We start from the raw sequence: 23,845 nt of genomic DNA, 5'->3' as shown, positions 1-23,845 counted from the left end.
TCACGTGTGGCGGGGGCTGTATGCCAGTGCCGGTCGATGACATCAGCACTCCTTCGGATCGACCAGGCCGGCGCTACGCGCGACAATCTCGTACTGGCCGCCCTTCGCCACTCCAATGTACATGTTCATCCTGCAGTGGCGCTTGCCGGCCGCCATCTCGGCAGGCCCGCCCGGCCCTTCCGCAATCTTCGCGTGGTCGAGGGCGGCGGCTACCGCGTCGCGGTCAATTGTACCGGCCTCCTTCACTGCAGCCTCCCACAGCTTCAATCCTCGATAGGTGCCGGTGGCGGCGCTGCCTGCCGAGAACCGGAACTTGGCAGGAAATTGTTTGTCGTAAGCCGATTGAATCCTGGCGCTCACCGGATCCTCCGCCGCGAGCACCTTGTAGTAGTCGAGGCTGCTCGCGAGCCCTTCAATCTCCTGGGCCTGGTTCATTTCCAGGAAATTTTCGTCGTAATAGACGCACCCCAGCCGCCCGCCGTTTTTGGAGAAGCCGGCTTGATAGAGCTGTTTGAAGAACGGGCTGACGCCGGGCGGAACAATGGCGTTGAACACCACGTCGACTTTGTTGGATATGATGCGGCTAACCGTCGACGAAAAATCGATCTGGTCGAGCGGGTAGTATTCTTCAAAGACGACTTCGCCACCGCTGCTCTCGATCACCTTGCGGGCATAGGCGTTGATTGTTTGCGGCCAAACATAATTGGAGCCAGGCAGCGCGAAGCGTTTGCCACCATTTTTGATCAACCAGGGAATGAACTGGTCACAATTCTGTGCCGGTACCGGCCCGGTGCAGAACAGATAGGGCGTGCACTCTTTACCTTCGTAACCTTCCGGATAGATATAGAGCGTCTTGCCGCGAGAGATAATGACGTCCTTGATCGCATTGCGCATCGAGCTCGAGATACCGCCAATCACCAAGTCGACCTTATCTCGCTGAATCAGCTTGCGCACATTGCCCACAGCGACGGATTCGTCGGAGGCGGTATCCTCAATCAGGAGTTCGATCGGACGCCCCAACAGGCCGCCGGAGTCGTTGATCTCCTTGACCAGCATGCGAGCGACATTGGCGTCGGTGTTGCCGGCAAAGCCGAGTGACCCGGTAAGATCGGTCGCAATGCCAAGCCTGATCGGGCCTTCCGCAGCATTTGCCCAATCCGGGCGAATTATCCAGCTGCCCGGACCCGCCGCGATGGCGGCGGAGGCGAAGGCGAAATTGCCAAGAAAGCGGCGGCGGCTCAGTTGACGGCTGGCGTTGATCATCGATTAACCCCTCTTCCCGAAACAAGGCCTTGCGGCCGGAACTTGATGAAAATGATGGCGAGCACGAAGACCAGAACGTCGGCGATGACCGGTGACATCAGCCAAGGCAGCCAGGCACTGAACGTGCCGATGACGCTGGCGCCAGCGACCGGGCCGGCAAAGGAACCGACGCCACCGACCATCACGGCAACGAAACCCTGGATAAGAAAGCGGATGCCGAGATCGGCAAATAGTGAAAAGACCGGCACGATCAGCGCGCCGGCGAGACCCGCGAGTGCCGCACCAAATGCAAAGGTGATGCTGTAGATCATGCCCGTGGAGATGCCCGAGGCACGCGCCAGCTGTGGGTTCTCCAGCGAGGCGCGGACTCGCAGGCCGAACGAGGTGTAGGCGAGCAGTGCATGGCTCGCGGCCATGACCAGCAAAGTGATGATGACGATGACGCCGCGCCAGGCGGCGAAATGCAGACTTCCGATCGTGATAGAGCCACTGATTGGCTCCGGCACCGAGAGATACAGTCCCCCGGTCAGGCCGCGCACGGCTTCGCGAATGATCAGCCCCAGCGCATAGGTGCCAAGCATGGCGACGATTGGAGCGGCATAGAATCGGCGCACCACGAGCTTTTCCAGGATGAAACCAAGCGTGCCGACCGCGACGGGCGCGGCAAGCATGCCGAGCGGGACCGGCAAACCGACGCTGTGCAGGAGATAAGTGACGTAAGCGCCGAGCAGGACGAACTCGCCTTGGGCGAAGTTGAAGATGCCCATCATGCTGGCAATGATCCCGAGACCGAGCACGACCAGCACAACAATGGCACCGAAGCTCAAAATCTCGAAGGTCGCGATAAGTAGCGTATCCATGCTGCTGCGTCACATTCCTTGGGCTTGCGAGCAAATCATCTTCACGCCGACCGCTCGAAGGCGTGAGCTGCACGTTGGAATGTGAAGGGCTGCTGACACGAGAGCGCTCCTGGAAGGTCATCCCGGCAATGGGAGTTGCAGGCGATGGTGGGCTTCTTGGGCGGCCCGCCTGTCGGCGGTTCATTCACGACATGCGGCGCGAGATTGCCTAGACCAACGTAGGAAGATTTGAGTAATGTTGGGTAATGGTGACCAGGCGACCGACATTGCGGGACGCGTTAAAGAGGCCCTACGGCGGGTCGCCGGCCGTTCTCGCCAGCCCAATTTCGATGCAGCCAAAAGCGATAGAGAGCTATCCGCATGCCCTCACCGCAGGCGCTCGCAAACGCGCGCGCCGTTAGCGCTTGCCGAACTATCGGAGGAAACCAGACGAGCTGACGCACCATTTCACGATGGCCGTAGGCAGTGAGTTCAGCACCGAGAAGGCATCAAGTCATTGTGGCCGAATACACCTGGCTTGCCGACCAGCGGAAATGTGACTTCAATTCCCGCACCCGCACACGTGGTCCACAGAGTCTGTAGCAGATCGTCGGATGCGGGAGGCGTGTCATTGTACTCTTCGAGCCGCCTGATGACGGCGCATGCTAACCCGCTTCGCTCGGCCAACTGCTTCACCGACCAGTTCAGCATCCCCATGCGGCTCGCAATTGCCTCCCCGTGAGCTTCGATGCGCCTTTCCGCTCCCTTGCGAGTTATCGTCATGCGCGTCGATCCACAAGCCGAGCCACTCCCTTACACCGCCATTGCTGTTGCCGAGCGGTACAGCCGTGCATCGATGGCAACGGTAAGGTCGGTGTCGGCGCAGTGACCATTGAGTCCAGCATCTGGGTTGCGACGATGACGGGCTTGGCAGCAAGCTGGCAAGCCCTGACGAGCTCCTGTTGCAGGCCCGGCACCTCCTCAGGGGGATTTCAACCCCGGGGTCGCCTCGCCGCTACCATGATAGCGTCTGACAAGTGGATGATATCCCCAATACGATCAAGCTCCATCGGGGTCTCGATCTTGGCAACGACACCGGCGGCCTCACCGGTCAATGCTCGTGCCTCGATCAGGTCAGATGGTTTCTGAAACAAAGGACAATGCAACCCATTCAACGCCAAGCTTAAGGCCGAACGCAAAATCGGCTCGATCCTTCTTCGTTAGAGGTGAGATATTGAGCAGCGCGCCTAGGAGGTTGACGCCCTTGTGATCACGGATGACGCCGCCGATCACAACGCGCGCCATCATCTGTTCGGAACCGCGCTTTTCGACGACCAGACGAACGCGCCCATCGTCGATGATCAGGGCCTGACCGCGATAAGCGGCTGCGAAGGATTGACTGCTTCCGCCTGTCCTTTCGCTTAGCGCGAAGCAGACCGTCTTCCCGGCATCCAGCGCGAACTTGCCTTCATCGAACCGGCCAATGCGGATCTTCGGGCCTTGCAGATCCTGCAGCACGCCGATCGGTCGATTGAATTCCAGCTCCAGCGCACGGATCGAGGTGAGCACACCGGCGTGATCGTCATGGGTCCCGTGGCTGAAGTTCAGCCTGAAAGTATCAGCCCCCGAAAGATAGAGCGCACAAGGCTTTTCAGGTTGATGCGGTTGCCGGCCCAACGATTGCAACGATCTTGGCGTGGCGTGAGCGGCGCATCGTGCCCCTCCAGGTCAGAAGATAAGCCCGGTATCAAACGGGATAGGGCCGCTCATAAGGCATTCAAAGCGAGCTGGCCGACGTTGCGCACTTTCGCTCTCGCCGTTGTCCGTCGTTGCTGGGCGCCCAGGTAAGGACACTTCGCTTACGCTCCGGATGCCGCCGCCGTCTGTTCTCGATGGGTGGATTGTACGATGCTGTTCACCGCGCGGTAGGCGAACACGATGGCTGGTCCGATCGTAATGCCTGCCCCAGGGTAGATCCCACGCATCGGTGAGGTCATGTCGTTGCCGCAGGCATAAAGACCTGCGATCGGCACGCCGTTTCCATTTAGGACCCTTCCGCCAGGATCCGTTGACAGGCCGGTCGCAGTTCCAAGAGTCGCCGGGACAATCGGAAGCGCAATGAATGGCCCGTTTTTGATAGCTCCAAGGTTCGGGTTTTTCTTTCCGACCGCGGGATCTCCCAGGGTTCGGTTGAAAGCCGATTCGCCGCGTTTGAAAAGCGGATCGCGTCCTTCAGCTGCGTGGGCGTTATGTTCTTCAACGGTCTTTTGGAGCTCTTGCGGGTCGAGTCCCAATTCCGCCGCAAGCTCCGCAATCGTCCGGCCAATCTCGATGTAGCCCAAGCGGGCATATTTCTTGATACTCAAAGTCCAGGGCCAGGGGAGCAGGTGTCCCATGCCTCTGAGGCGGACGAATTCCTTATCGCAGATGAAATAGAACCTCTTGTCCGCCGGATAGCCGTTGTTGAACATGGCAAGGCAGATGTCATGGTAAGAATTGGATTCGTTGACGAAGCGCTTGGCATTTGGCCCCACCGCGATGACACCTGGACGGCCACGATCGAGCCAGCCGTACGGGACCACTTGCGAGGCGCGGCCGTTCCTGAGGATCGACACGGGCGTCCAGAAGCCGCTCGATGCAACGTCATTATCGATCGCAGCTCCGAGCTTGCCTGCGAGCGTAATGCCGTCTCCAGTGACATCGCTGTGAGCCAACGTATCATTGTGCTGGTGGGCTCGGCTGAGCTGGGCTCGCAATTGACCGTTCCGCGCAAACCCACCAGTTGCCAGGATCACCCCGTGAGAGGCGCGGATGCGGAGATCGGCGCCATCGCGCTTGACGATTGCTCCAGTGACTCTCCCGCTCTCCCTCGTCAGATCAACCGCTGGGCAGCTTGGCCAGATTTCAATGCCATATCTGCGAAGGCTTACCAATAACCGCGCGATCAGAGCATTGCCGCCACTGAGTTCAGTGCCCCTCCTGTAGCGCAGCCGGTCGCCTGCGTAGCGGCTGACCCGGCGCAGGACGTGCTTGAGCGAGGCAGCCGACTGGAAGGGATTGAGGAAGCTTCTGACCTCGCCGGACGAAATCATCATGCCGCCGAGCACGACGCGAATCGGATCACCTATCAGGTCGAAATCCTTGCCTAGAAGCCGTCCGTCGTAAGGTGCGGGGCTCAGCGCCCGGCCCTTGTCGATCCCGCCGATTTGGCTGGAATGATAATCCGGAGCGGAGGCCAGCGTGAATTTGACTTCACTCCCATCCTCCAAGCTGGCGAGTGCCGCTGGGCCGTCTTCAAGATAGGCGTCCACGAACTCGGGGCGATAGTAGTCGCCAAGTTCGTGTTGCAGATAGATCTTCGCATTCGCAATCGAATCATCGATTTTCGCTGCTCGGGCCTGCATTGAGCATGGAATCCAGATCATGCCGTTCGACAGAGCGGTCGTACCACCGAGCCGGCCAGACTTCTCGCACACCGTCACCCGAAGTCCGGCCTTTGCCGCATAGAGCGCTGCGGACAGTCCAGCCGCGCCGCTGCCGATCACGAGCAGGTCCGTCTCCCAATCGTGCGTTGGCTTGCTCGCTTTGGAGAAGGAAGCGGAATTGGGTTTCAATTCGGTGATTGGGCTATTCATTCGTGCCTCGGTGCAGATTCTGCAGTGAATGCTGACGCTTTCGCGGGAGCGGAACGGCTTTGAATTCTTCGGCTGCAGCCTTCACCGCCCGCTCGATCGGGATCCGTTCGATGGAGGAGGCGCCAACGAAACCGACACATCCGGTCGATCGGTAGACTTCCGAAGTATCCTGAGGCTCGGCGATTGCTCCGCCATGGCAGAGAAGGATGACGTCCGGGCGGACGGCTTGAGCCGCAGCATTGATCTCGTTGATGCGCCTGATGGCCTCTTCGATCGACTGTCCCTCCTCATGACCAACAAGTCCGCCGCGCGTTGCGCCGACATGTGGGACGATGCAGTCGGCTCCCGCGGTTGCCATCGCTTTGGCATCGGGCGCGCTTGCGACATAGGCGAGCGAGAAGATGTTCTTCTTGCGGGCCGTCGCGACCATCTCGACCTCACGCTCAAAGCCGAGCCCGACGCGGCCTCGACGATCGCGCCATTTCTCACCCATCGTTGAAATGGTCGGGTAATTGATCACGCCGGAGAATCCGGCAGCCCAGAACTTGTCCAAGAGATCATCGAGGTCGAGCCGGAGTGGATCCCAAGCCTCGACACCGCCTATAACAGGAACGGAGGAGACGACGTTGCGGATCTCCGCAGCGAGTTCGAGCGTGCGCGCATTGGAATCGCCGATCCGGCTCGTCGGCAACCCCATCAACCGCGATAACCCGGTGCTGTAGACCACAAGCATGTCGGCGCCGCCGAGAGCTGCACATTTTGCGACGAGGCCGCAACTGCTCGCCGCGGCAAGCACTGCCCTCCCAGCCGCAACTTGAGCTGTGATCTTTGCGAGTATTTCGGCCCGATCAAACATCCGCACCGGATGACCCTCCTGGTATCAATTGTTCGACGATCCACGATGCGGCCGCCTCCGCAAATTCCGGATCATTGATGTGACAGTCCAACTCGCGGGCGATGATCGAGCGCGGCAGGTGTCGCCTGACCGCGTTGAACCAGGCTCTATCGGCTTCAGGATTTCGAAAGATGCCGCCGTCCCGGTCATAGTCAGACACCCCCTTGGCCGGCCACAAAACGAGGGCGGGCGCCTTTGCTTGCGAAAGGCGCTCGGCTGTGAGCCTGCCTATGCGCTCGTTCTCCGAGACGGTCGTGCGCATGAGCGTCGTGAAGGGAGTATGCGAATAGAATTGGCGCCCCTTGAATTCGGCAGGCACGCTCGAGGGAAGGCCAAAATTCACCATATCGACGGCCCCCGGGGCTATGAGCTGCGGAATCATGCGGTGAGAAGCTGCTTTGAGCCGATCCGGACCTGCACTGGCGGTGCCGCCGACAAGCTCGTCAGCGAGTTCAGTTGTGGTCAGATCGAGCACCGCATCGAACTCACCGGCGGACACGAGTTGCTCCATCTTGCGTCCACCGGCGCCATTGGCCGGAAAGACAATCGCGTCGATGCCTGCCTCTGCCAGCCGCGCGACACAGCGATTTGCCGCCGGCGTCGTGACTCCAAAGGCCGTGATCGCAACTGTCTTCCTCTTCTGCCGGTGTTGAGCGGGCACATGGCGCATCGCCGCAATGGCCCGCCCCGCATTGTCGAGAACGCGTTCGGTGAACGCGTTGATCCCGAAAAGATCGACCAGGGTCGGATAGAGGATGATGTCGTTGTGGAGGGCCAGTTCGGCCAGGAGGGCTGGCCTCGCGCTGCTCACCAGCAGCTTCGGGAAGCCATACGGCAAATCCGAAACCACTTCACCGAAGACTGCGCTGCCTTTGCCGCCCGCTACGCCGATGATGGCGTCGATCGCACCTGATCGCAGGAGCTCCTTCACCTCTTCACGCGCGCTTGCAGCTATTTCCCGTAAGAGCTCGGCGGGTGCAGCCACCCGTGCATCGCTGCCGTGCGGCTCGCTTCTGCCCCTCCTGTTTGATGTGCCTACATCTATCGTAAGAGTCTTGCGGCCCCACTGTTCGATCACTCGTGCGAGATAAGCGGTTTCGCGGCCCTTTGTGTCCAGGGTTGCGACGATCGCGACCTTGCCGGCAAGATCGGACGGGTGACCATCCCGGACCGACCTCTGGTCGTCCGCGCAATGGTGAGACACGATCTTCCTCCTGGACGTTTCTGGACAGTTGGAGGTCTAGATCGGAGTAAAATGGCTCATAAGTCCGGATACGAGCGCGACTGGGTAAAGTTGGGTAGGTGCCAAGCGGGCCCTAGGAGCAGCAGCCGCTTCGCGGAGGACACGAAATCCCAAAAATTTAGATTCTAAGACTGTCTGGGCTTGTCAAAGGCGATCCATGTAACCCATTCATCTAACTGTCCCTTTAATTGCCGCCGCCAGGCTTAGCTCAAACAGAACAGGGACGAACAAGCCTTGGTGCAAACGTTTCCCCGGGGGAAACCGCGCGCCGAACCCCGGAGCCGGAATCAGATGCCGCGTTTCACCGACCGCTACGTCGCCTCGCTCAAGGCCCAAGGGACTGAGCGCTTCGAGGTCAAGGACGATGCCTGCAAGGGGCTGGCGATCCGGGTAACCGCTTCCCAAAGACCTTCTGCTTCCGCTTCTTGTGCCGTCGGGCAAATCAGTGATTTATGGGGTGCCTGGCTTGCTTTGGCAGGAAAGGAAATTGCTCGATGGCGCATCGAAGCGAACCGCCCTCGGACCTCATCGAGATCTCCAGGCTGAACGGGGCATTCGAACAAAACTATGGAACGCTTCTTGGGGCATTCCTCTATTTGCGGTCTGTACGGGCTGCGAGCAGGCGCTCTTACTTCTGGAGCGGGCTGATCGTCGCCGTCATCACGGGCGTGCCGAGCTGGTTTGCTCAGCATGGCTGGCGATCGCCGCTATAGAGTAATGGTTGCTCCAGTCTCTCGCCCGGATGACAGCTACCTAACAGGGTAACCAATCTCCTCAAGACCGGCCTGAGTTGCCGCGTTACCTGCTGGCTGCGTCATCCTGCCAGTTGACGACAGGTCGCCGCCGCTTGGGCTCATGTCCCCTCACAGCAGGGGACAAGACATTTTTTCTCTTGGTCCTCCTTTCTGTTTTGCATTCCAGTCGTACGCGCTTCCCCAAATGTGGGGCGAGGCGCACGGCAGGTGAAGTCGGTCTGCCAGAGCTGGCTGACGGCGGTCGTCTTGTTCTTGAAATCGTTCGCGGCCTTGATCACCACATAGGCCGGGCTGGTGATGAGGTCATGCGCCTTCAGCAGCCGATAGACCGACGCTCGGATACAAAGTACTTCCGTTCGTCGGTGAACCGCACGGCCAGCTCGCGTGGCGACAGCGCAGGAATCTCCAGCGCCATTTCGAAGATCTGGCCCAGCACATCGTCGGGGATGCGATTCCAAACCCGATCTGGTCGAGACCGATGATCGACCAGCGCTTCAACGCCTCCCTCGCGGTGGCGATCATACCAGCGATAGGATCTGGCGCGCGGGATCCCGAGCTTGTCCAGTGTGCGCTTGGCCGGAAAGTGCGATGGCTCGGCCAAATGGATGATCTCGGCCTTCTCGGAGGCGGGATATCTCATGCCTCGTCCTCCCCAGCGCGACATTGACGATCATGGAAGCCTTGTGAGCGACGACATCACGGTGTCGCTTCCATGACATTAGCCGGTTTCCGGTCCAAGTCGCTCACCGCAAAGGTGGGCATGCAGCGCGGCCACACATTGATCTGCGTTCTTGTTGTCACGTTTTTGGCCGGGGACAACCGTGAGATCGGCAAGTTGATAGAATGGCTCGCGCTCGTAGATCAGCTGCGCGATCTTGTCCTCGCGGCTCGCGGTCTGCAACAGCGGGCGCACTTTGTCACGGCTAAGGCGTTTCCTGATCTCGGCTATGTCGGTATTTAGCCAAATCGAGACCGACTTATCCGCAACGTGGCGCCGCGTCTCCTCATGCATGAACGCGCCACCACCGGTTGCCAGCACCACCGGTCCGGACTCAAGAACGCGTGCAATCGACCTCGCCTCGAGCTCCCTGAAATGCTGCTCTCCTTTGGTCTCAAAGATCTCCGTTATCGACATGCGAGCGGCCGTCTCGATTTTCTTGTCGGAATCAATGAAGGGCAGCCCCAGTCGTCGCGCAAGATAGGAGCCGATGGTGGATTTTCCGGAACCGGGCATGCCGACGAGGACGATCGGCCGTCCGTTAAGAGCCGCGACGACCTCCTTTGCACTAGGCTTAAGCGTCCTTGACTGTTGGGCAGATCGCAAGCCGAAGGCCGCGCGAAGGCCATCGGTAGGCGCCTCTTCGATTGACCAATGGGAAATGTTTTTGACACCTTCGGGTATCGCAACTTCTTTGCAAACCTCTCGCGCGCGCTGCGCGAGCTGCTCCATCTTACGGGAATCCGGTGCATCGCCTCTGCGCAGTCGCTGCAGCTCCTGGAGCTCCTTATAAGTGTCGTGATTGGTAATTTTGGCCTTGTAGCTGCCCGGCGTATGGAACTCTGCCTCGAAGCGGTAGCCATCCGGCGTGGCGAGCACAGTCTTCATGCCAACAAACGTCGGAGCGCTCATTTTGAACCAATTGGTTGTGCTGATTTCGGCATAGCCTTGCTCTTCAAACGCCAGTATGGCTTGGCGGAAGGCACGTGCAAAATCTTTGTCCGGCACTTCGAAGACATGGCGAACGGCATTGCTGATCGGCTGTCCGTCACCCACGAAGGCATCATTCATCTCCATGAGCTGGTCTCTGAGGGAGTTCTCCGTTCTCAACCGATGGTCGAGATAGGGCATATTCACCTGGATGCCCCTTTGCCGGAGATTTCCAGCAATCAGCAGCGCCGCTGCAGTGATCTCCTTTTCTTCGGCTGCGGCGCGGGCAGCCTCAATTTGGGCGCGCTCTGAAGCGTGCTCACGGGTTAGCGTCAACGTGATGGCGGATTCCGCGGCAGGCTGTCGGCCAAAGGGGACAGGCAGGATCCGTTTCTCCGCAGCAAGATTGATCGAGGCCTCCATGATTGAAGCCGCCAATGTGGGATTGTCCTTCAGGTCCTCCAAGGTCGTATCGACATTGAACCTTCCGTGGTTGAGAGTGGCCGCCATGCTCTTAACATAGGGCACAGGCTTCACGCCCGGCGTCTGTTGTAGGAGCCGCTGGAGCCCTTGGCTTTTTTTTATAAACAGTTCGACGCTCGTGTCGGATTTAAAGGCGTCCGTTCCGACCTTGATACCGAGGCTCAGGAGGTTGCTTGCGCTTTGCACGAAGTCATCCGCAATGTATCCATCCGGACGCGGATCGATGCGCGCGGGATAGTTGTCGAGCAAAACCCGGATACGGTCGCGTGGGTGAGTGGCTGCCTGATAGGCCTCCGGCAGGTTTGGGAAAAGCTCCGCAATTGCTGGGCTCACCGTCATTTTGGTGTCGCTCACGCTTTCGGCTGTTTCGGGCAGCACCTGCTCCTCCGCGCTTTCTGCCCACGCCTCGAGGTCGGTGGCGAGCAACTCGGCAAGCTCGTGGGCGACCGGATGATATGCAGCCTTGATCTCGCGCCTCGCTCTGTCGAGCTTTTCCTCTATTTCCTGGCCAGTCACCAGTTCCTGGTTCAGTAGCTGACGGATGTCGCGCCGAAGCTCGTGGTGAACGCCCTCGTAAGTTCCAAAGATGGCACGCTCGGCAAACCAGCGTCGTGCCTCATGGGACTGCGCCAGAAAGCTCCGCTGCAGGCCGGTATAAATTTCCAAGGCATCCCGCGTCGCCGCGAGGATCTGGCTGGCACGACTGAATTGGTAATTATTGCCCTCGATCGCGGGGGTATACGACTTTGGCGGCTTGAGGGAGCGAACTCCGCGAGCTTGCTCCTTCTCATCGAACTGGCGAACATGCTCATACAGCTGCGGTCGGTCGCCGATGATAACGACGGTATCCCCGTCGAAGTCGCCGTCGAGCTTTTTCTGCTCGCCAGTCGGCACGGCGACCAACGAGCCCGGAGCGAACACCTCAGTCGCCTGCAGGATACCGACGCAGTCGACCGCCGTGTCTACCTTTGCGCGGTCCTTGCGCTCGGTCCAGCTCGAATGGCACTTGACGTCCTCCGCCGACATCACGAGCCCTCGATCGGCGTAGTTGGCCGGCCACATCTCATCCGGCACCACGATCAGAATACCTTTGGCGAAGAAGCTCGGATCGTCGGACGCCAGCTCCTCCCGCGACTTTTGGGCGACACTGAAACTGTATTGCATGGCCACGCATCGATCGAGGAACGCCGCAGTCGGATCCCCATCAGCGGCCAACTTGACTCGTTCGGCGGCGAGCGGGCGCAGGTTGGGCTTGTCATAGGGAGATCGCCCGATCAGCACGCCCCCCGTTTGCGTCAACGTCTCGCTCTTGCGCTTCGGCACATGGAGGTCATTATCACTGGACGGGACCGCAACCGCACCGGGACCATCGATGTGGCCTGCCGTCACCGTGCGAAACAGCTGCTCGCCTATCAGGCTTTCCCCTCCTCTGCTCTCAAGCCAGGTCTTGGCCATCTCGCGCGCCTCTTCCGCCACACGCTCACTGCGTGGATAGTGTTGCAGCGCCGCGGCTGGCACGGACGATCTCCTTCCCTCACCATAGGCCGGCATCCGATCGGGGCCCTCCTGGGGGCCGGCCCGGCGAACAGCTAGCATACGCTCGGCGAGCGAGGCCTTGATGAAGCCACAGCCGTCATGCGGCCGCAAAGCAATCGGGCCTTCCGGTCCAGTCAGTTTGAAGGGATGCGCCTCGCTGGTCGGGCGATCCGGCGTCAGCAACAGCCTGAAGGCGCCCTCCAGCACGTTGTCATGAGGGCCTAGATCCTTGATCGCTGGTGGCGCCGCAAACCCCCTGCGCTGAGTGTACCAATAGGCCTCTTTGAACGGCGCCCAGGCACGCAGTAGCTTCTCGAATGACGTGCCCGGAGCGGTTTCGGCATAGGGAACGGCGAGCAACTTCCCCCCCGAAGACGCTGCTGCCGGTGCGCCTGGAGCATGGGCGGCGATTTCCGACAAGGTCCGTTTTGATGCCTTCAACTTGCTGCCGCCGAACAGGTCCATACGGTATGGCACACCTTTGTACGTGAACGTACGCGCCAACATGAAGGCGCTCGGCTTTGCTGGCAGCTGCACTGCGACCACCTCTATCGTTCCCGACGTCAGCCGATGAAAAATCGAATATCGTGTCTCGGGCTCCGTGGGCAGTGGCCGCCCCTGCATGTCCACCACCGGCAAGCGCATCAGGCCCGCTTCGCCCTGTGGGGGCCTGGGGTCGTGGTCCATGGCTCGCAAGACCTTGTGGACATCGAATATGGCCGCAGGATATTTGTCTCGGATCGTTGCCGCGTTCTGTTCGACGAATGTGTCCAGCGCATCGATCGGACTATCCGCCTCGATCTGCGCGATCATGTTCCAGCTCATATTGGAAAGATCGCCTTGGATGAGGTCACGCGTGCTGGCCAGGATCTTTCTGGTCCCGCGCTGCAGCTCTTGCTGCCTCATCCGCAAATCGGAGCTCTTGCCCTCGACATCGGGTCGCTTGAACATTGTCGCCAAGACCGCACGAGCCTTGAGCACCTGATAAACCGAAAGGGCGGGACCGCGACTGGCGAGCGGCCCACGGATTCGCTCGGCCTTGCTTGCGTTGAAATGTGCCTCGATCTTTTGCTCCAAGATGGGTTGGACGTCGTTCAGCAAGTAGAGAGCCTGTCTCCTGTGCCACCGCAGGTGCGGGCTGCGCGCCAGCGGCACCAGAGCGGCACAGAGATTGCCCATGGTTTCGAGGTTATTCTCAGCGGCAAATTCAGGGGCACGAAGCAATTGGTTGAGCCGATCTAACCCGATCGGTGCGAGTAAACCAAGATCCTCGATCAGGCCGCCCTTCGCCAAGGCCTTGAAAATGGCGGCGATGGTCAGCACATCGCTGTGCTCTAGCCGATCATTGGCATAGTGCAGGTGATGGGCCAGCTGATGTAAGCGATCCTTCAGCAAAGCGGTCTCGATGATCTCCCCCGCGTCTTCCCCTCTCGTGATACTTCGCCCTAGGGCATTTGCGATCATGCGCAACTGAGGCGTCGTGAAGGCACCGAACCAGTGGCCTCCCCGGCCGAGTCCACGCGCGATGTCCACTACCGCCCGGTGGCACGCCGCCTCTTCCGGCCACTTGCTGAATCCGTTCATCAGCATTCCCAGATACTGTTCCGTAAAATTCGGGAGCCGAGCGGCGCGGTGGCAGAGTTCGTTGGCGATCAGGCGTGCAGCTTGCAGACAGACCTCTGCTGTTGGCCATTTGCTCAAGCCATTGATCAGGACTGCCAACTGCCAGTCATTGAAATGGGAGAGCCCTGCGGCGCCGCGACGGACGAGCTCGCTTGCGACGGCAAATATGGCTTGGCTTGTGTCCTCATCTTCGGGCCACTTGCTGAAACCGTTTACCAGGCTGGCTAATTGCGGCGGGGTAAGATCAGGGAGTCCGCCATCGCTGACGGCGCGGCGGCGCAGTTCAGCAGCGATCAAACCCGTGGCTCGCAGACAGGCATTCTCCTTGGGCCATTTGCTAAAACCATTCACCGCCGCCGTCACGTGCCGGTAAGTAAGTATCGAAAGGTCGTCCGCGCGGCTATAGAACGCCTCGGCAATTGCGACCACGGCTTGGCGAGAATTCAGCTCTCCCATTGGCCGCTTGCCGAAAGCATTGGCCAGGAGTGCCAGGTGCCGTGGAGCAAAACCGACCAGTTTGTCGTCGCGGCTGACGCGCCGGCAGAGTTCGGTTGCGATCAAGTCTGCCGCTTTGAGGCAGTCCTCCGTCTCTGGCCAATCACAGAACGCATTGAGCAGGCTCGTCACTTCCGATGCAGTAAAAGTTGGGAGTAGGTAGGCGCGTGCAATGACCTCCCTGGCGATCGCGATTTTTGCCGAACTAGAATCGACCTCGTCTGCCCACTTGATCAACCCGTTGGCCAGAGTTGCCAGGCCCTGCGAATCAAAATCAGAAAGCCCTTCTTCGCGCGCGGCGATCTCGTTGGCAATCGCGACAGTGACGTCGCGACAGATCGTCTCTTTCGGCCAGTTGCTGAAACCGCTCACCAGAAGCGCAAATGCCTGCGGATCACAGGCAGGCAGCTCTTCTTTGCGCGCGAGGACTTCTTTTGCGATCGCGACCGCAACGTCGCGACATTGTTCCGGCCATTTGCCGAAACCATTCACCAAGTTTGCTAGGCTTCGCAGACCAAAAGCGGGGAACTGGCCCTCACGGTCCGCGCGGGACAGGATCTCATCCGCCATTTTGACGGTAGCTCGGCGACAGGTTTCTTCGGGCCTGCTACTGAAACCGCTTACCAGGTTCTCCAGTAGCTGTGGAGCAAGACTCGAGAGCCGGCTTGCATCGGCGCGAACAACCTCGTCGGCAATCGCAAGGATAGCTTCGTTGCAACGCGTCTCTTCCGGCCATTTGACGAACCCGTTCACGAGGTTCGCCAAGTGCTGCGGAGTAAAATCAGAAAGCCCGTCGGCGCGGCTGGCGCGGCGACAGAGTACGGCGCCGATGACGCTTGCGGCTCGAGCGAGAATGGACTCTTCCGGCCACTTGCTGAAGCCGTTTACCAGGTTCGACAAGTGTTGCGGCCAAAAATCAGAGAGCGAAGCATCGAGTGCGGCGCGGCGGCAGAGTTCGATTCCGATTTCGACCGTAGCCTTGCGGCATGCCGCCTCGTTTGGCCACTTGCTGAACCCGTTCCCCAGGTTCGCCAAGTCCTGCGCAACCAAACCACCGAGCTCGTTGTTTTGCGCGCGGCGAATCACCTCGTCGGCGATCGCGGCTGTGGCTCGGCGGCAGTCGTCCTCTTCCGGCCACTTTCTAAAACCATTCACCAGGTTAGCCAGTGCCTGTGAAGTAAAATCAGGGAGTTGGTCGGCGCGTGCGACGATCTCCCTGGCGATAGCGACAATAGCCCGGCCGCAGCGATCGTCCGGCCACTTGCCGAATCCGTTCACCAGGTTGGATAGTCCCTGCTGATTGAAATCGCATAGACCGTTGTTGCAAGCGGCGCGGCGGCAGATTTCGCCAGCAAGCAGGCCTGCGGCTTGGGCGCAGTGTGGCCGATCCGGCCACTTGCTGAAGCCGTTCGCCAGATTCCCCAGGTTCTGCGGAGTGTATTCAGACAGGCGAGCGCTACAAACCTCTCGGGCGATCGCCGCAGTGGCTTGGCCACAGCTCTCCTCGGCTGGCCATTTAGCGAAGCCGTTGACCAGCAATGCCAGACTTTGACTTTGCAGTTCCTGAAACGCAAAGCTCTCGTCGCAACAGAATTCGGCGATGTTGACGACTGCCTCGCGGCATTCCGCCGCCGTGGGGTGCCGACCGAACGATGATGCGAAGAGAGAAAGGGCGCTGGGATTCATTTGCTTCATAAGCGTCTTGTCAAGACGCGACACCCGGACCGCTAAGGACCGGCAAGCTTGTATGCCGGCCTCACCTCCAGCTTCCCGGCTCACCGCGTTGCATGTCGTGGCGTACCCCCACGAGGAGCGGATATTTTCTTCCAAATGCGCAACAAATCGAGCATCGAAACGGGCAGCCGCGGTTTGCAGAAACTCTGAAAGATCATCCTGCTTCCGCAGCTGCTTGCTGTAACGTACCACTGCACGTGAGAATGGGCCGATGTCGCGAGCGCTGGCGATTTCTCTTAGCGCAGCATTTAGTTCATCCGATCGTCTAGAAGGCCTTTCCGGCATTCCAGCTTGGACTTTCTGCACGGCCGAATTGTCGACGTGCGGCCTTCCTGGTCCGCCACTTAAGTCAGAGACGGATTGGCTATGCGGCACCAGCCCGCCTGCTTGCGAACGTTCGACCGCTCGATCGGCTCGCCGCCGGCCGCCATCCGAATGCGACGGGTCAATTTCCAGATTGGCTGCGTCACCGTGAGTTCGATGGGATCGCCCCGAGCTCTCAGACTGGATTGGCTGCACAGGAACACCGCCGATGCGCCAGCCTCCTGGCCTGCCACCCCGCTCGGACACTGGTTGCGTATTCGCTGAAAGCTCGCCTCTTTGCGAGCTTTCAGCCGGCTGGTGGGCACGCCACCGACCGCAATCAGAACGCGCCAGGCGTGCTTCCCGATTTGCTGCGCCATCATAAGTACATTCCGAACCTTCACGCTGGATTGACTGCGTCGGCGCATTGGAGGTGCTCCACCTTCCTGGTCTGCCACTCCTCTCAGACACGGATTGCGTATCTGGCGCGCGTCTGTCCGCGTGTGAGCTTTCAGCCTCTCGATCGGGGCGCCAGGACTCTTCGCCACGCGCAGGCAAGGGGCCGGCGTCTCGACTTGGTCCGCCACTGTAAGGATCAGAAGGTCGCTTCCTCCCGCCGATTGCGCCCTGCAGCGCAGCCCCGAGGAGTCGATGTGGGCCGGCGGGAGGACCGGCAAGCCGTCCCGCGCCGCTGGCGCGCGGCGCAATGCGAGAGTATGATGCATCTGAATCCTGAGGCTCAGAACGCATCCGCCCCACAACAGAACTGAATGATCGGCCCTCTTCAGCCGGAGCATAAGCCGATCCAGCGCTAGAACCTTCAGCGCTTCGACTTTCGTTGGCACCAAATTCTGAAATGGGCGACTTGCCGCGCTCGTCAATGCGCCTCATAATCCATCTCCAATGTAGCGGAAAATGTGCTGCCTGCCCTCACGAGCGCGATAGCCACGCGCCGGCTCGGCCGCTTGTTTAGGGACGAAGCTATAGAGTGCATCAATCACCGCGCCAAATGCTCTTCGAGAAGTACACACTCAATAATTTCCAAGAAGCAGCGCTTAGCGATGCAGTCCGGTTGACGCCTTCGGTCTTTTTCTAGGACGCGACAGCCCTTTCGCGGCGGCTGCACTCCGCTCGCTTCACGATAGCGCTGGTCACTGGCACGTCGCTTCGGTCGAAGCGGCTGCCATGCCGTCGGCGGATGGCAATTTCGAAAGCTTGTCGAGATGATGCTCGACGCCGGCCTCGCGAAACGACGCAGCTTACCGCAACCGCGCAGCGACCGAGACTCCCGGTGCCTGCCAGTGGGTCCGACGATGCGTACCCACTGGCGGCGCGAACAATTCACTACTGAGCGATGAATTGCCTGGGTCGGTAGCAACCGAAGCGATCGCGGGGTTCCGGGCGGGCGCGATCGGTCACAGTCGGGTTGCGCCTCAGACCCGCGTAAGCTTAACGAACCCTCCTTCGGCCAACTCGGCTTGGTAGGCCCTTCCGTTGAGCTGGATTGTTTTGGGGGTGTTTGCGGTCGGCATGAGATCCTCCTCGCGCAACTTATCCATGAGGGCAGGTGTGGCCCATTGCACTGGTAGCGGCGTTCCGAAGCGCCGCGTCTCCGTGAAGAAGGCTCCGAAGTCCGATATCCCCGCCCGGCCTACCCCAACCACTTGGTCCTCCGCAGGGTTATGAACAAGACGAACGCGATCGGAATCATCCAAACCGGCCGTGTAGCGGTGACCTTGGATTTCATAGGTCATCGTCGGCTGGTCCGCATCCGGCAAGAGACCACGATGGAACAGCCGCTCGACCATTGAGTCAGGAGCGAATTGCGAACCATGGGAAAATCTTTGGGGACCGGCGAATGAGACATCTACCGCTTCTTCAGGCGCGGCAGATGATGATGGTCCGGCCTCATTCATGATCTGACTGAACAAGTCATGATCTTCCTGTGTCCAGACGTGCGACGTCGGTGATCCTGGTGAGCGGGCATTATCGATCGGATTCGGATCCATTCAGCTCTCCTATCTGTTATGGGAACAACGGCCTCTTGAAGAATCTTGCCGGAGAGTGTGCTGGAATTAACCACGAATTCAGACATGTGCGGCTTCGTCATCGAGAGGCCAAGTTCGGATGCTAGAAAACCTGGCTTTCGAGAAGCTGACGAAGTTCGAAGAACGGAGATAAAACCGCGGCCGCATTCGCCACGTCTGACGCGACCATCTCCGAGGTCTCATTCCGCCTGACCTTCGCAATCGGTGCGCGGGTCTGAGTGGTGCATCGCGTTCCACCGGTGGGAGCTGGTTCGGAGGTCTAGGCGATGCGGGCGGACGCCGGGCACAGTCTTGCACCGCATATGTGCATCTGGATCTCAGCCCGCGACCAGTAGTTCTGCCTTACCCCTCGAGCCTACGCTCGGCTCGGGTTGCCAACCCGAATGAACGGGATAGCCCGGCCGGCGCGACAAAGAACAAACGAGAGCGCGGCCTACCTGAAACTCCGGCAAGCGAGAAGCGAACTGTTCACCCGATTGAGGGTGAAGAACGAACAGGTCCCAGCACCTTCTGGGGGCCATGGAGGCCGACGCTGGGACCGTCGTGGCCATATCCGAGGATAGCAAACGGACAGGGTACCTTATTGTGCATCGTCAATGCGATTCGTCAAATCGGCCCAAGGTGCGTATTCTCACGGGATGCCGATCACTCGGAAATCGCGCGAGATTCGCCGGCTTCAGCCGGTCGAACCACTACTCAATCAGCGGTCCGCCTATGCGAGCCGAATGGACATGCTCGCATACTCGCACCAATGTTGGCGCGAATTCCTGATCGAGCTCAAGCAGGATGAGGTGCGCGCGCCGTAGTCCAGCAGCGAGCGCCCCCCGCGCTCCGCCTGCTGCCTTACTTCCACTGATGCAAAGGAGACCATGAATGCCCAACCCACGAAACGGCTGATCGAGCTCGGCCTTAGCGGAATGGCCAAGGTCTTCGAGGAGCAGCGCGGATTACCCGATCTCGAAGTCATGCCGTTCGAAGATCGGATCGGCCTGTTGGTCGACCGCGAAGCCGCCGAACGCGACACCAGGCGGCACACCATGCGCCTCAAGTTCGCCGCGTTGCGCCAGAATGCTTGCGTCGAAGACGTTGATCTGCGTACCCGCATGGCATCGATCTCGCCGTTTTCGCCAAGCTCGTTGAAGGTCGCTGGATCGATCGCCACGAGAACTTGCTCGTCACCGGCGCCACTGGCCTGGGCAATAGTTGGTTAGCCTGTGCCCTCGGCCACAAGGCCTGCCGCGACAATCGCTCCGTCCTCTATCATCACGTCCCGAGGCTGTTCGAAGCCCTCGCGCTTGCTCGCGGGGACGCGCGTACCCTTTACTGCAGCCCCACGGTGCAGAGTCCGACAACACCAATAATGCTTTGGTTCCGTCGACTGGCGCTTGGAGATGTTCCCGCCGTTACGGAGTGCCGATCATCGAGGATGACGCCCTTGGACGCTTGCATCCAGACGCCGCCCACCAATTGCCAAGATCGCGCCTGATGTCGTGCGTACGTCATGAGCGCGACCAAGGGACTCGCGTACGGACTGCAATTGGCATACGTGGTCGGGCATTCGCGAGCTCACTGCGACTCCGCGCGGGCGCCCGTCGAGCGACTCTCGTTCTGGACTGCGGCTCCCCTATTGACCGCTGTCATTGCAAACTAGATGCTTTCGGGCGTTGCGGATTTGATTTCCGCGGCATCCGAGATGCTAGCGGCAGCGACAGCCGAACGGTGATTGTCCTGTGCGCTCCCCCGAGCTGCGGTGCTCAGAGCTGTAAAGAATGGACGACTAATTGCCCTCGGGGCCCGCTTGGTCTAGGCGGACGGAAGATTGAATGCCATCTACGTCATCCAGGATTTCCTGCCTCAGCTTGGGCCCATGGCTTAGTCGCCGGCCCAATGCTGCGACGAAGTTATCATAGCGCGCTCCGGCCTGGGCCCGCGCGGCCTTGGCGGCCGGTTCGGGGAGTGGCGGTGTCGTCGTGAGCCAGAAGCGGATGAAGAGTGCAATCGTCTCAACCGCAATCCCGACATCTCAAGCCGCGCGATCCGGCGATCAATCTGATCGAAGCGATTAGCGATGGCGGCTTCACGTCGTTCATCGGCGTCCGGCGACAGGAAGGACGCAATGGCGGCTTCGGCGATGAGCGACGGCGACTGCTCGCGGCGGGCGGCATAGGCCGACAGCGCCTTCATGACGTCTGGATCGAGATAGACCGACATCTGGGCTTTTTTCTTCGCCGTTTCATGCCTGCCTCACAATCCGAGATCATCGCCAGGATCGAGCGAGGCTTGGCGCGCGACACCCTGCATCACGTCGTTCATGCGCCTCATCCGCGAGGCATCTTCATCGAACTCGTCGGCGAGGTCGGCCGCGAACTCGCTGTCGAGCGGTTCCTTCTTTTCCGCGGTATCGCGATCCAATTCCGGATGCCGCCGCCGATCCGCGGTCTTGGGGTCTTCTTCATCCGTCCACGATGTCGTGTACGCGGTCGCTGAGCGGCGGCGGCTGGTGTCCCCCGGAGCGGCGCGTCGAGCTAGATGCGGCGCTGGAGGCCTATCTGCACGCCGCGGCGAGTGAGCCTGGTCTGCGTCTTTGGACGATCGGGCGCGTTCTCCTCCCTAAGCTCAAGAAGCTGATTGCTGCAGGAGCTCGCTCTGCCGCGTTCCGTTACGCGCTGCTCACGGTACCCGGACGGCAAGATCAAAGAAATTGAGCGCACTGTCGAAATCTCTCCGCGAGATGGCTATGTTCACATTGAGAAATTGATGGGCAAAGAGCTAAACGCGTTTGACGCGTTCTTCGGCAAGGTGATGGATGCACTGATTCAGCTGAATTTTAAGGCCGCAGCGATTGATTCCCATCAAGTGTAGCGCAGGTCCTTTCATGCAAATATCTGGTCTCGACCCTTACATAACTCCCAGGCCGTAAGAATTTTGTCGGCCAACGGTTATTGCTATGTTGCCGTGATGCTGGGACACTTCGCCATGGCGTTCGCCTTTGCCTTGATGGTTACGTCGCCATAACCCTCCGAGACCTTGCGCGGCGCGTGCCCCTGAATGGCATCCAGAACGCGCGGCTCAACGCACCTGGCCACTGTCTTGAACCGCGCCGTGGCTTGGATCAACGTTCGTGTCCTTCACCACCTCATCACTGACGTTATTTCGCAGCTTCTTCACCGCGTCGCGGATGCCCAACTTCCCGACCATGGGCGCAATGAACAGATAGCCGTCCTTGGGCTCTAGATGATCTCTGGAAAGGCTATGGATCAGTTGCCGATACAAAACCACATTCTCAAAAACTCGTTCGCATTGAACACAGCTTTCCGCGTGCGCCGCCGCCGGATGCACCAATTCCTGAGCGGCAGCGGTTCGTAATTTTTGCGCACTCTTTCCTCCGAATGTGAGCTAGTTCATATTCTCGCTCTCTAGCGAGCACTAGCTTTGCTGGCATTAAGTCGGACGCGCTTCTTCCGGAGGGAAGATATGAGTACGTGCGGACGGACTATATCCAGCATCCAGAATGCGAACCACATCATACTAATAGTTGCAACGGTTGCGTCGCTTTGCACCGGACCAGCATTTGCGCAATCCCAAACAGCCTCCCAGATCCGAAAGCAACAAGAAGCCCTGATTTGGACGACCGACTACGAAGGTCTTGTTGACGGAAAGATCGGTGAAGGCACGCTTGCGGCTATCAAGAAATTCCAAGCTCGCATCGGACATCCTGTAACGGGCCAATTGACTTCACTGGAAGAAGGCCAACTTCTGCAGGAGGGGCGGGCTCGTCGTACTCAAGCGGGGTTTAGGCAGTTTACAGACAATGAAGCAGGGGTATCAGTCGGTATTCCCTTGGGCTTGGTGCAGGGACCAACAGAGACGAAATGGGGCAATCACTGGTACAGCAAGAAAAATGGACTCGTTGTTGAGACCCTGCGGTTCGGGACTGAAGTGTCGCTTAAAGACCTTTTCGACAGACTCCTCAAAATCAATGACAGGAAAGTCGCATATCAACGCTTTGTTGAAAACACTTGGTTCGTGATTGCTGCATTTGAGGGGAAAGCCGCTGTCTATGTCCGCGCCGATGTCGTAACGCCACCCAACCAGCCATCAGAGATACGCGGATTTTCAGTTTGGATGAGTAAGGATCGGCCCGCCGAGTACCAAGCAATACCTCCAGCGATGCTCTCTAGCTTTCGATCCAACACTGACCGAAAGAATGACGCCTCGTCGAATGAAACGGTTGGCAGGGCCCCACCTACCGTTGTGAATCCGCCTCCTGTTGTAATTCAGACGAGCAAATCCGCGGTCAGCGTTTTGGATTGCTATAAGGGACTTGGAGATTGTCCGGCTGCTATGACCCCCGCTTCGGTTGCTGCGTTTAAGTAATTGGGCCTCAGCATTAAGGGATGCTGTCATGTGTGTTGCATGCTCGCGACGCGCCTTGATCGTCGGGTCGATTTCGATTCTGATGTCAAGTCAAACCGCTTCCTATGCGATCGACAGCACTCGCGTTGCTTGCATTTCTCGAAGTCCTCCGTCCGATTACAATGACATGAAATCCAAATCGGGTGATCCGGCCTTTGATAGAGCGCTGATAGCAGAATTGAAGCGCATCATCACAGTGATTCCGGTCGACCCTGGATTCAAGTTTGTCAACGCCAAGAACGCAGGAGCTACGCCTGAGACTATCGTCAATGGAACAAAGGGGACTGTTTTGATCGGACTCAGGTTGGTTAATGAGCTTCTCAAGCCGAGCCGAGGAGGAATTACGGTTGCCTGTGTGTTAGCGCACGAGTGCGGTCACATCTTCCAATTCTTCTCGGCTGATCAATATTATGAACGTTTGAGCGGTCCAACGGAGCGTTTGCGCGAGCTTCATGCAGACGTCCTCGCCGGATACTATTTGGCTAAAAAAATGGGATCCGATCCCGGCGCTATGCGCGATGTACTGAGGGCATTCATTGCCTTAGGCGCTTACGAGAACGCGTCACCGGATGATCATGGATCTCCGGGGCAACGATGTGCGGCATTGGATAAGGGATATACGTTGTCATTAGGTGGGCAAACGTTCGAGGCTTCAGCGCGAGAGGGAGCATCCTATGTCCGAGGACTATAGAAAGAATTCAGCCCAGCTCCTTTTAGCCATGGGAATGTGGAGTTGCCTGATTTCGCCAGGTGCCTGCGAGGAATCTATACCTCCTCCACCTATACTCCAGAATCCGCCGAGTTCAGGGGCTACTCTCGCGGGATTCTTTTCGTCGAAGACGCCTTACGAGTTTTGGCTGACTTGCTTGATCGGTATTCTAGGCCTAGCGATTATCTGCGCACTTATCTTTACACTACGGAAAGTCACC

General features: G+C 59.1%; 14 protein-coding genes and 4 pseudogenes. 5 read left to right on the top strand and 13 right to left on the bottom strand.

Annotation, left to right across the window (positions count from 1 at the left end; translation table 11 throughout):
* Positions 1-42 precede the first annotated feature (42 nt).
* The 6 genes and pseudogenes from XH85_RS11020 to XH85_RS10995 all read right to left on the bottom strand — a co-directional run bounded on the left by XH85_RS11020 (position 43) and on the right by XH85_RS10995 (position 7,836).
* Positions 43-1,263, bottom strand: coding sequence for a substrate-binding protein (locus tag XH85_RS11020; protein WP_128931903.1), 1,221 nt, complete (start codon positions 1,261-1,263; stop codon positions 43-45).
* Positions 1,260-2,123: a branched-chain amino acid ABC transporter permease gene (locus XH85_RS11015; protein ID WP_128931902.1), complete on the bottom strand. Its 864-nt coding sequence runs from the start codon at positions 2,121-2,123 to the stop codon at positions 1,260-1,262. The genes XH85_RS11020 and XH85_RS11015 overlap by 4 nt, the downstream gene beginning before the upstream one ends.
* 848 nt (positions 2,124-2,971) lie before the next feature.
* Positions 2,972-3,816: pseudogene (locus tag XH85_RS11010) on the bottom strand (pyruvate kinase); the annotation flags it as partial.
* A gap of 145 nt (positions 3,817-3,961) precedes the next feature.
* Positions 3,962-5,737 (bottom strand): FAD-dependent oxidoreductase, encoded by a 1,776-nt coding sequence (locus tag XH85_RS11005; RefSeq protein ID WP_128931901.1) that lies wholly within the window; start codon positions 5,735-5,737, stop codon positions 3,962-3,964.
* Positions 5,730-6,593 (bottom strand): phosphoenolpyruvate hydrolase family protein, encoded by an 864-nt coding sequence (locus XH85_RS11000; protein WP_128937208.1) that lies wholly within the window; start codon positions 6,591-6,593, stop codon positions 5,730-5,732. Before XH85_RS11000 ends, XH85_RS11005 begins: the two co-directional genes overlap by 8 nt.
* Positions 6,586-7,836, bottom strand: a complete 1,251-nt coding sequence (locus XH85_RS10995) for a Tm-1-like ATP-binding domain-containing protein (protein ID WP_245473973.1) — start codon at positions 7,834-7,836, stop codon at positions 6,586-6,588. Before XH85_RS10995 ends, XH85_RS11000 begins: the two co-directional genes overlap by 8 nt.
* Positions 7,837-8,166: 330 nt before the next feature.
* Between XH85_RS10995 and XH85_RS44900 the strand changes: the two genes are divergently transcribed.
* Positions 8,167-8,421 (top strand): hypothetical protein, encoded by a 255-nt coding sequence (locus XH85_RS44900; RefSeq protein WP_164935178.1) that lies wholly within the window; start codon positions 8,167-8,169, stop codon positions 8,419-8,421.
* A 415-nt stretch (positions 8,422-8,836) separates the two neighbouring features.
* On the opposite strand, the pseudogene XH85_RS10985 reads toward XH85_RS44900, so the two are convergent.
* From XH85_RS10985 to XH85_RS10975, 4 genes and pseudogenes are all read right to left on the bottom strand, one after another.
* Positions 8,837-9,285 (bottom strand): annotated as a pseudogene (locus XH85_RS10985) (helix-turn-helix domain-containing protein); the annotation flags it as partial.
* Between the two features lie 63 nt (positions 9,286-9,348).
* Entirely contained in the window at positions 9,349-16,455 is a 7,107-nt protein-coding gene (locus XH85_RS10980; protein WP_245473972.1) for a shikimate kinase, read from the bottom strand.
* A gap of 38 nt (positions 16,456-16,493) precedes the next feature.
* On the bottom strand, positions 16,494-16,835 hold the full coding sequence (locus XH85_RS45730; protein WP_167562836.1) for a hypothetical protein: 342 nt from the start codon (positions 16,833-16,835) through the stop codon (positions 16,494-16,496).
* A gap of 1,050 nt (positions 16,836-17,885) precedes the next feature.
* A complete protein-coding gene (locus XH85_RS10975; RefSeq protein WP_128931898.1) occupies positions 17,886-18,461 on the bottom strand; it encodes a hypothetical protein in 576 nt (191 codons plus the stop codon).
* A 908-nt stretch (positions 18,462-19,369) separates the two neighbouring features.
* Between XH85_RS10975 and XH85_RS10970 the strand changes: the two are divergent.
* A pseudogene (locus XH85_RS10970) lies at positions 19,370-19,815 on the top strand (ATP-binding protein); the annotation flags it as partial.
* A 462-nt stretch (positions 19,816-20,277) separates the two neighbouring features.
* Here the strand turns inward: XH85_RS10970 and XH85_RS10965 are convergent.
* Positions 20,278-20,711, bottom strand: a pseudogene (locus XH85_RS10965) (CopG family transcriptional regulator).
* A 33-nt stretch (positions 20,712-20,744) separates the two neighbouring features.
* On the bottom strand, positions 20,745-20,912 hold the full coding sequence (locus XH85_RS10960; protein ID WP_245473969.1) for a hypothetical protein: 168 nt from the start codon (positions 20,910-20,912) through the stop codon (positions 20,745-20,747).
* 216 nt (positions 20,913-21,128) lie between these two features.
* On the opposite strand from XH85_RS10960, the gene XH85_RS10955 reads away from it, so the two are divergent.
* A complete protein-coding gene (locus tag XH85_RS10955; protein WP_128931897.1) occupies positions 21,129-21,362 on the top strand; it encodes a hypothetical protein in 234 nt (77 codons plus the stop codon).
* Positions 21,363-21,569: 207 nt separating this feature from the next.
* Here XH85_RS10955 and XH85_RS10950 read toward each other — a convergent pair whose 3' ends face one another.
* Positions 21,570-21,839 (bottom strand): hypothetical protein, encoded by a 270-nt coding sequence (locus XH85_RS10950; RefSeq protein WP_128931896.1) that lies wholly within the window; start codon positions 21,837-21,839, stop codon positions 21,570-21,572.
* Positions 21,840-21,974: 135 nt separating this feature from the next.
* Here XH85_RS10950 and XH85_RS10945 point away from each other — a divergent pair, with 135 nt between their 5' ends.
* Positions 21,975-22,877 carry a peptidoglycan-binding domain-containing protein gene (locus XH85_RS10945; RefSeq protein WP_128931895.1) on the top strand — a complete coding sequence of 301 codons (903 nt, stop codon included), beginning with the start codon at positions 21,975-21,977 and terminating at the stop codon, positions 22,875-22,877.
* 166 nt (positions 22,878-23,043) lie between these two features.
* Positions 23,044-23,607 carry a M48 family metalloprotease gene (locus XH85_RS10940; RefSeq protein WP_128931894.1) on the top strand — a complete coding sequence of 188 codons (564 nt, stop codon included), beginning with the start codon at positions 23,044-23,046 and terminating at the stop codon, positions 23,605-23,607.
* The last annotated feature ends 238 nt before the right edge of the window (positions 23,608-23,845 follow it).

The organism is Bradyrhizobium zhanjiangense (assembly GCF_004114935.1).
GTDB classification, from domain to species: Bacteria; Pseudomonadota; Alphaproteobacteria; order Rhizobiales; family Xanthobacteraceae; genus Bradyrhizobium; species Bradyrhizobium zhanjiangense.
This window is presented reverse-complemented; position numbering and strand designations above follow the sequence as displayed.

Coding starts and splice junctions, on each gene's coding strand:
- XH85_RS11020 (WP_128931903.1), bottom strand. CDS start 1,263: ATGATCAACGCCAGCCGTCAACTGAGCCGCCGCCGCTTTCTTGGCAAT.
- XH85_RS11015 (WP_128931902.1), bottom strand. CDS start 2,123: ATGGATACGCTACTTATCGCGACCTTCGAGATTTTGAGCTTCGGTGCC.
- XH85_RS11005 (WP_128931901.1), bottom strand. CDS start 5,737: ATGAATAGCCCAATCACCGAATTGAAACCCAATTCCGCTTCCTTCTCC.
- XH85_RS11000 (WP_128937208.1), bottom strand. CDS start 6,593: ATGTTTGATCGGGCCGAAATACTCGCAAAGATCACAGCTCAAGTTGCG.
- XH85_RS44900 (WP_164935178.1), top strand. CDS start 8,167: ATGCCGCGTTTCACCGACCGCTACGTCGCCTCGCTCAAGGCCCAAGGG.
- XH85_RS45730 (WP_167562836.1), bottom strand. CDS start 16,835: ATGATGGCGCAGCAAATCGGGAAGCACGCCTGGCGCGTTCTGATTGCG.
- XH85_RS10975 (WP_128931898.1), bottom strand. CDS start 18,461: ATGGATCCGAATCCGATCGATAATGCCCGCTCACCAGGATCACCGACG.
- XH85_RS10945 (WP_128931895.1), top strand. CDS start 21,975: ATGAGTACGTGCGGACGGACTATATCCAGCATCCAGAATGCGAACCAC.
- XH85_RS10940 (WP_128931894.1), top strand. CDS start 23,044: ATGAAATCCAAATCGGGTGATCCGGCCTTTGATAGAGCGCTGATAGCA.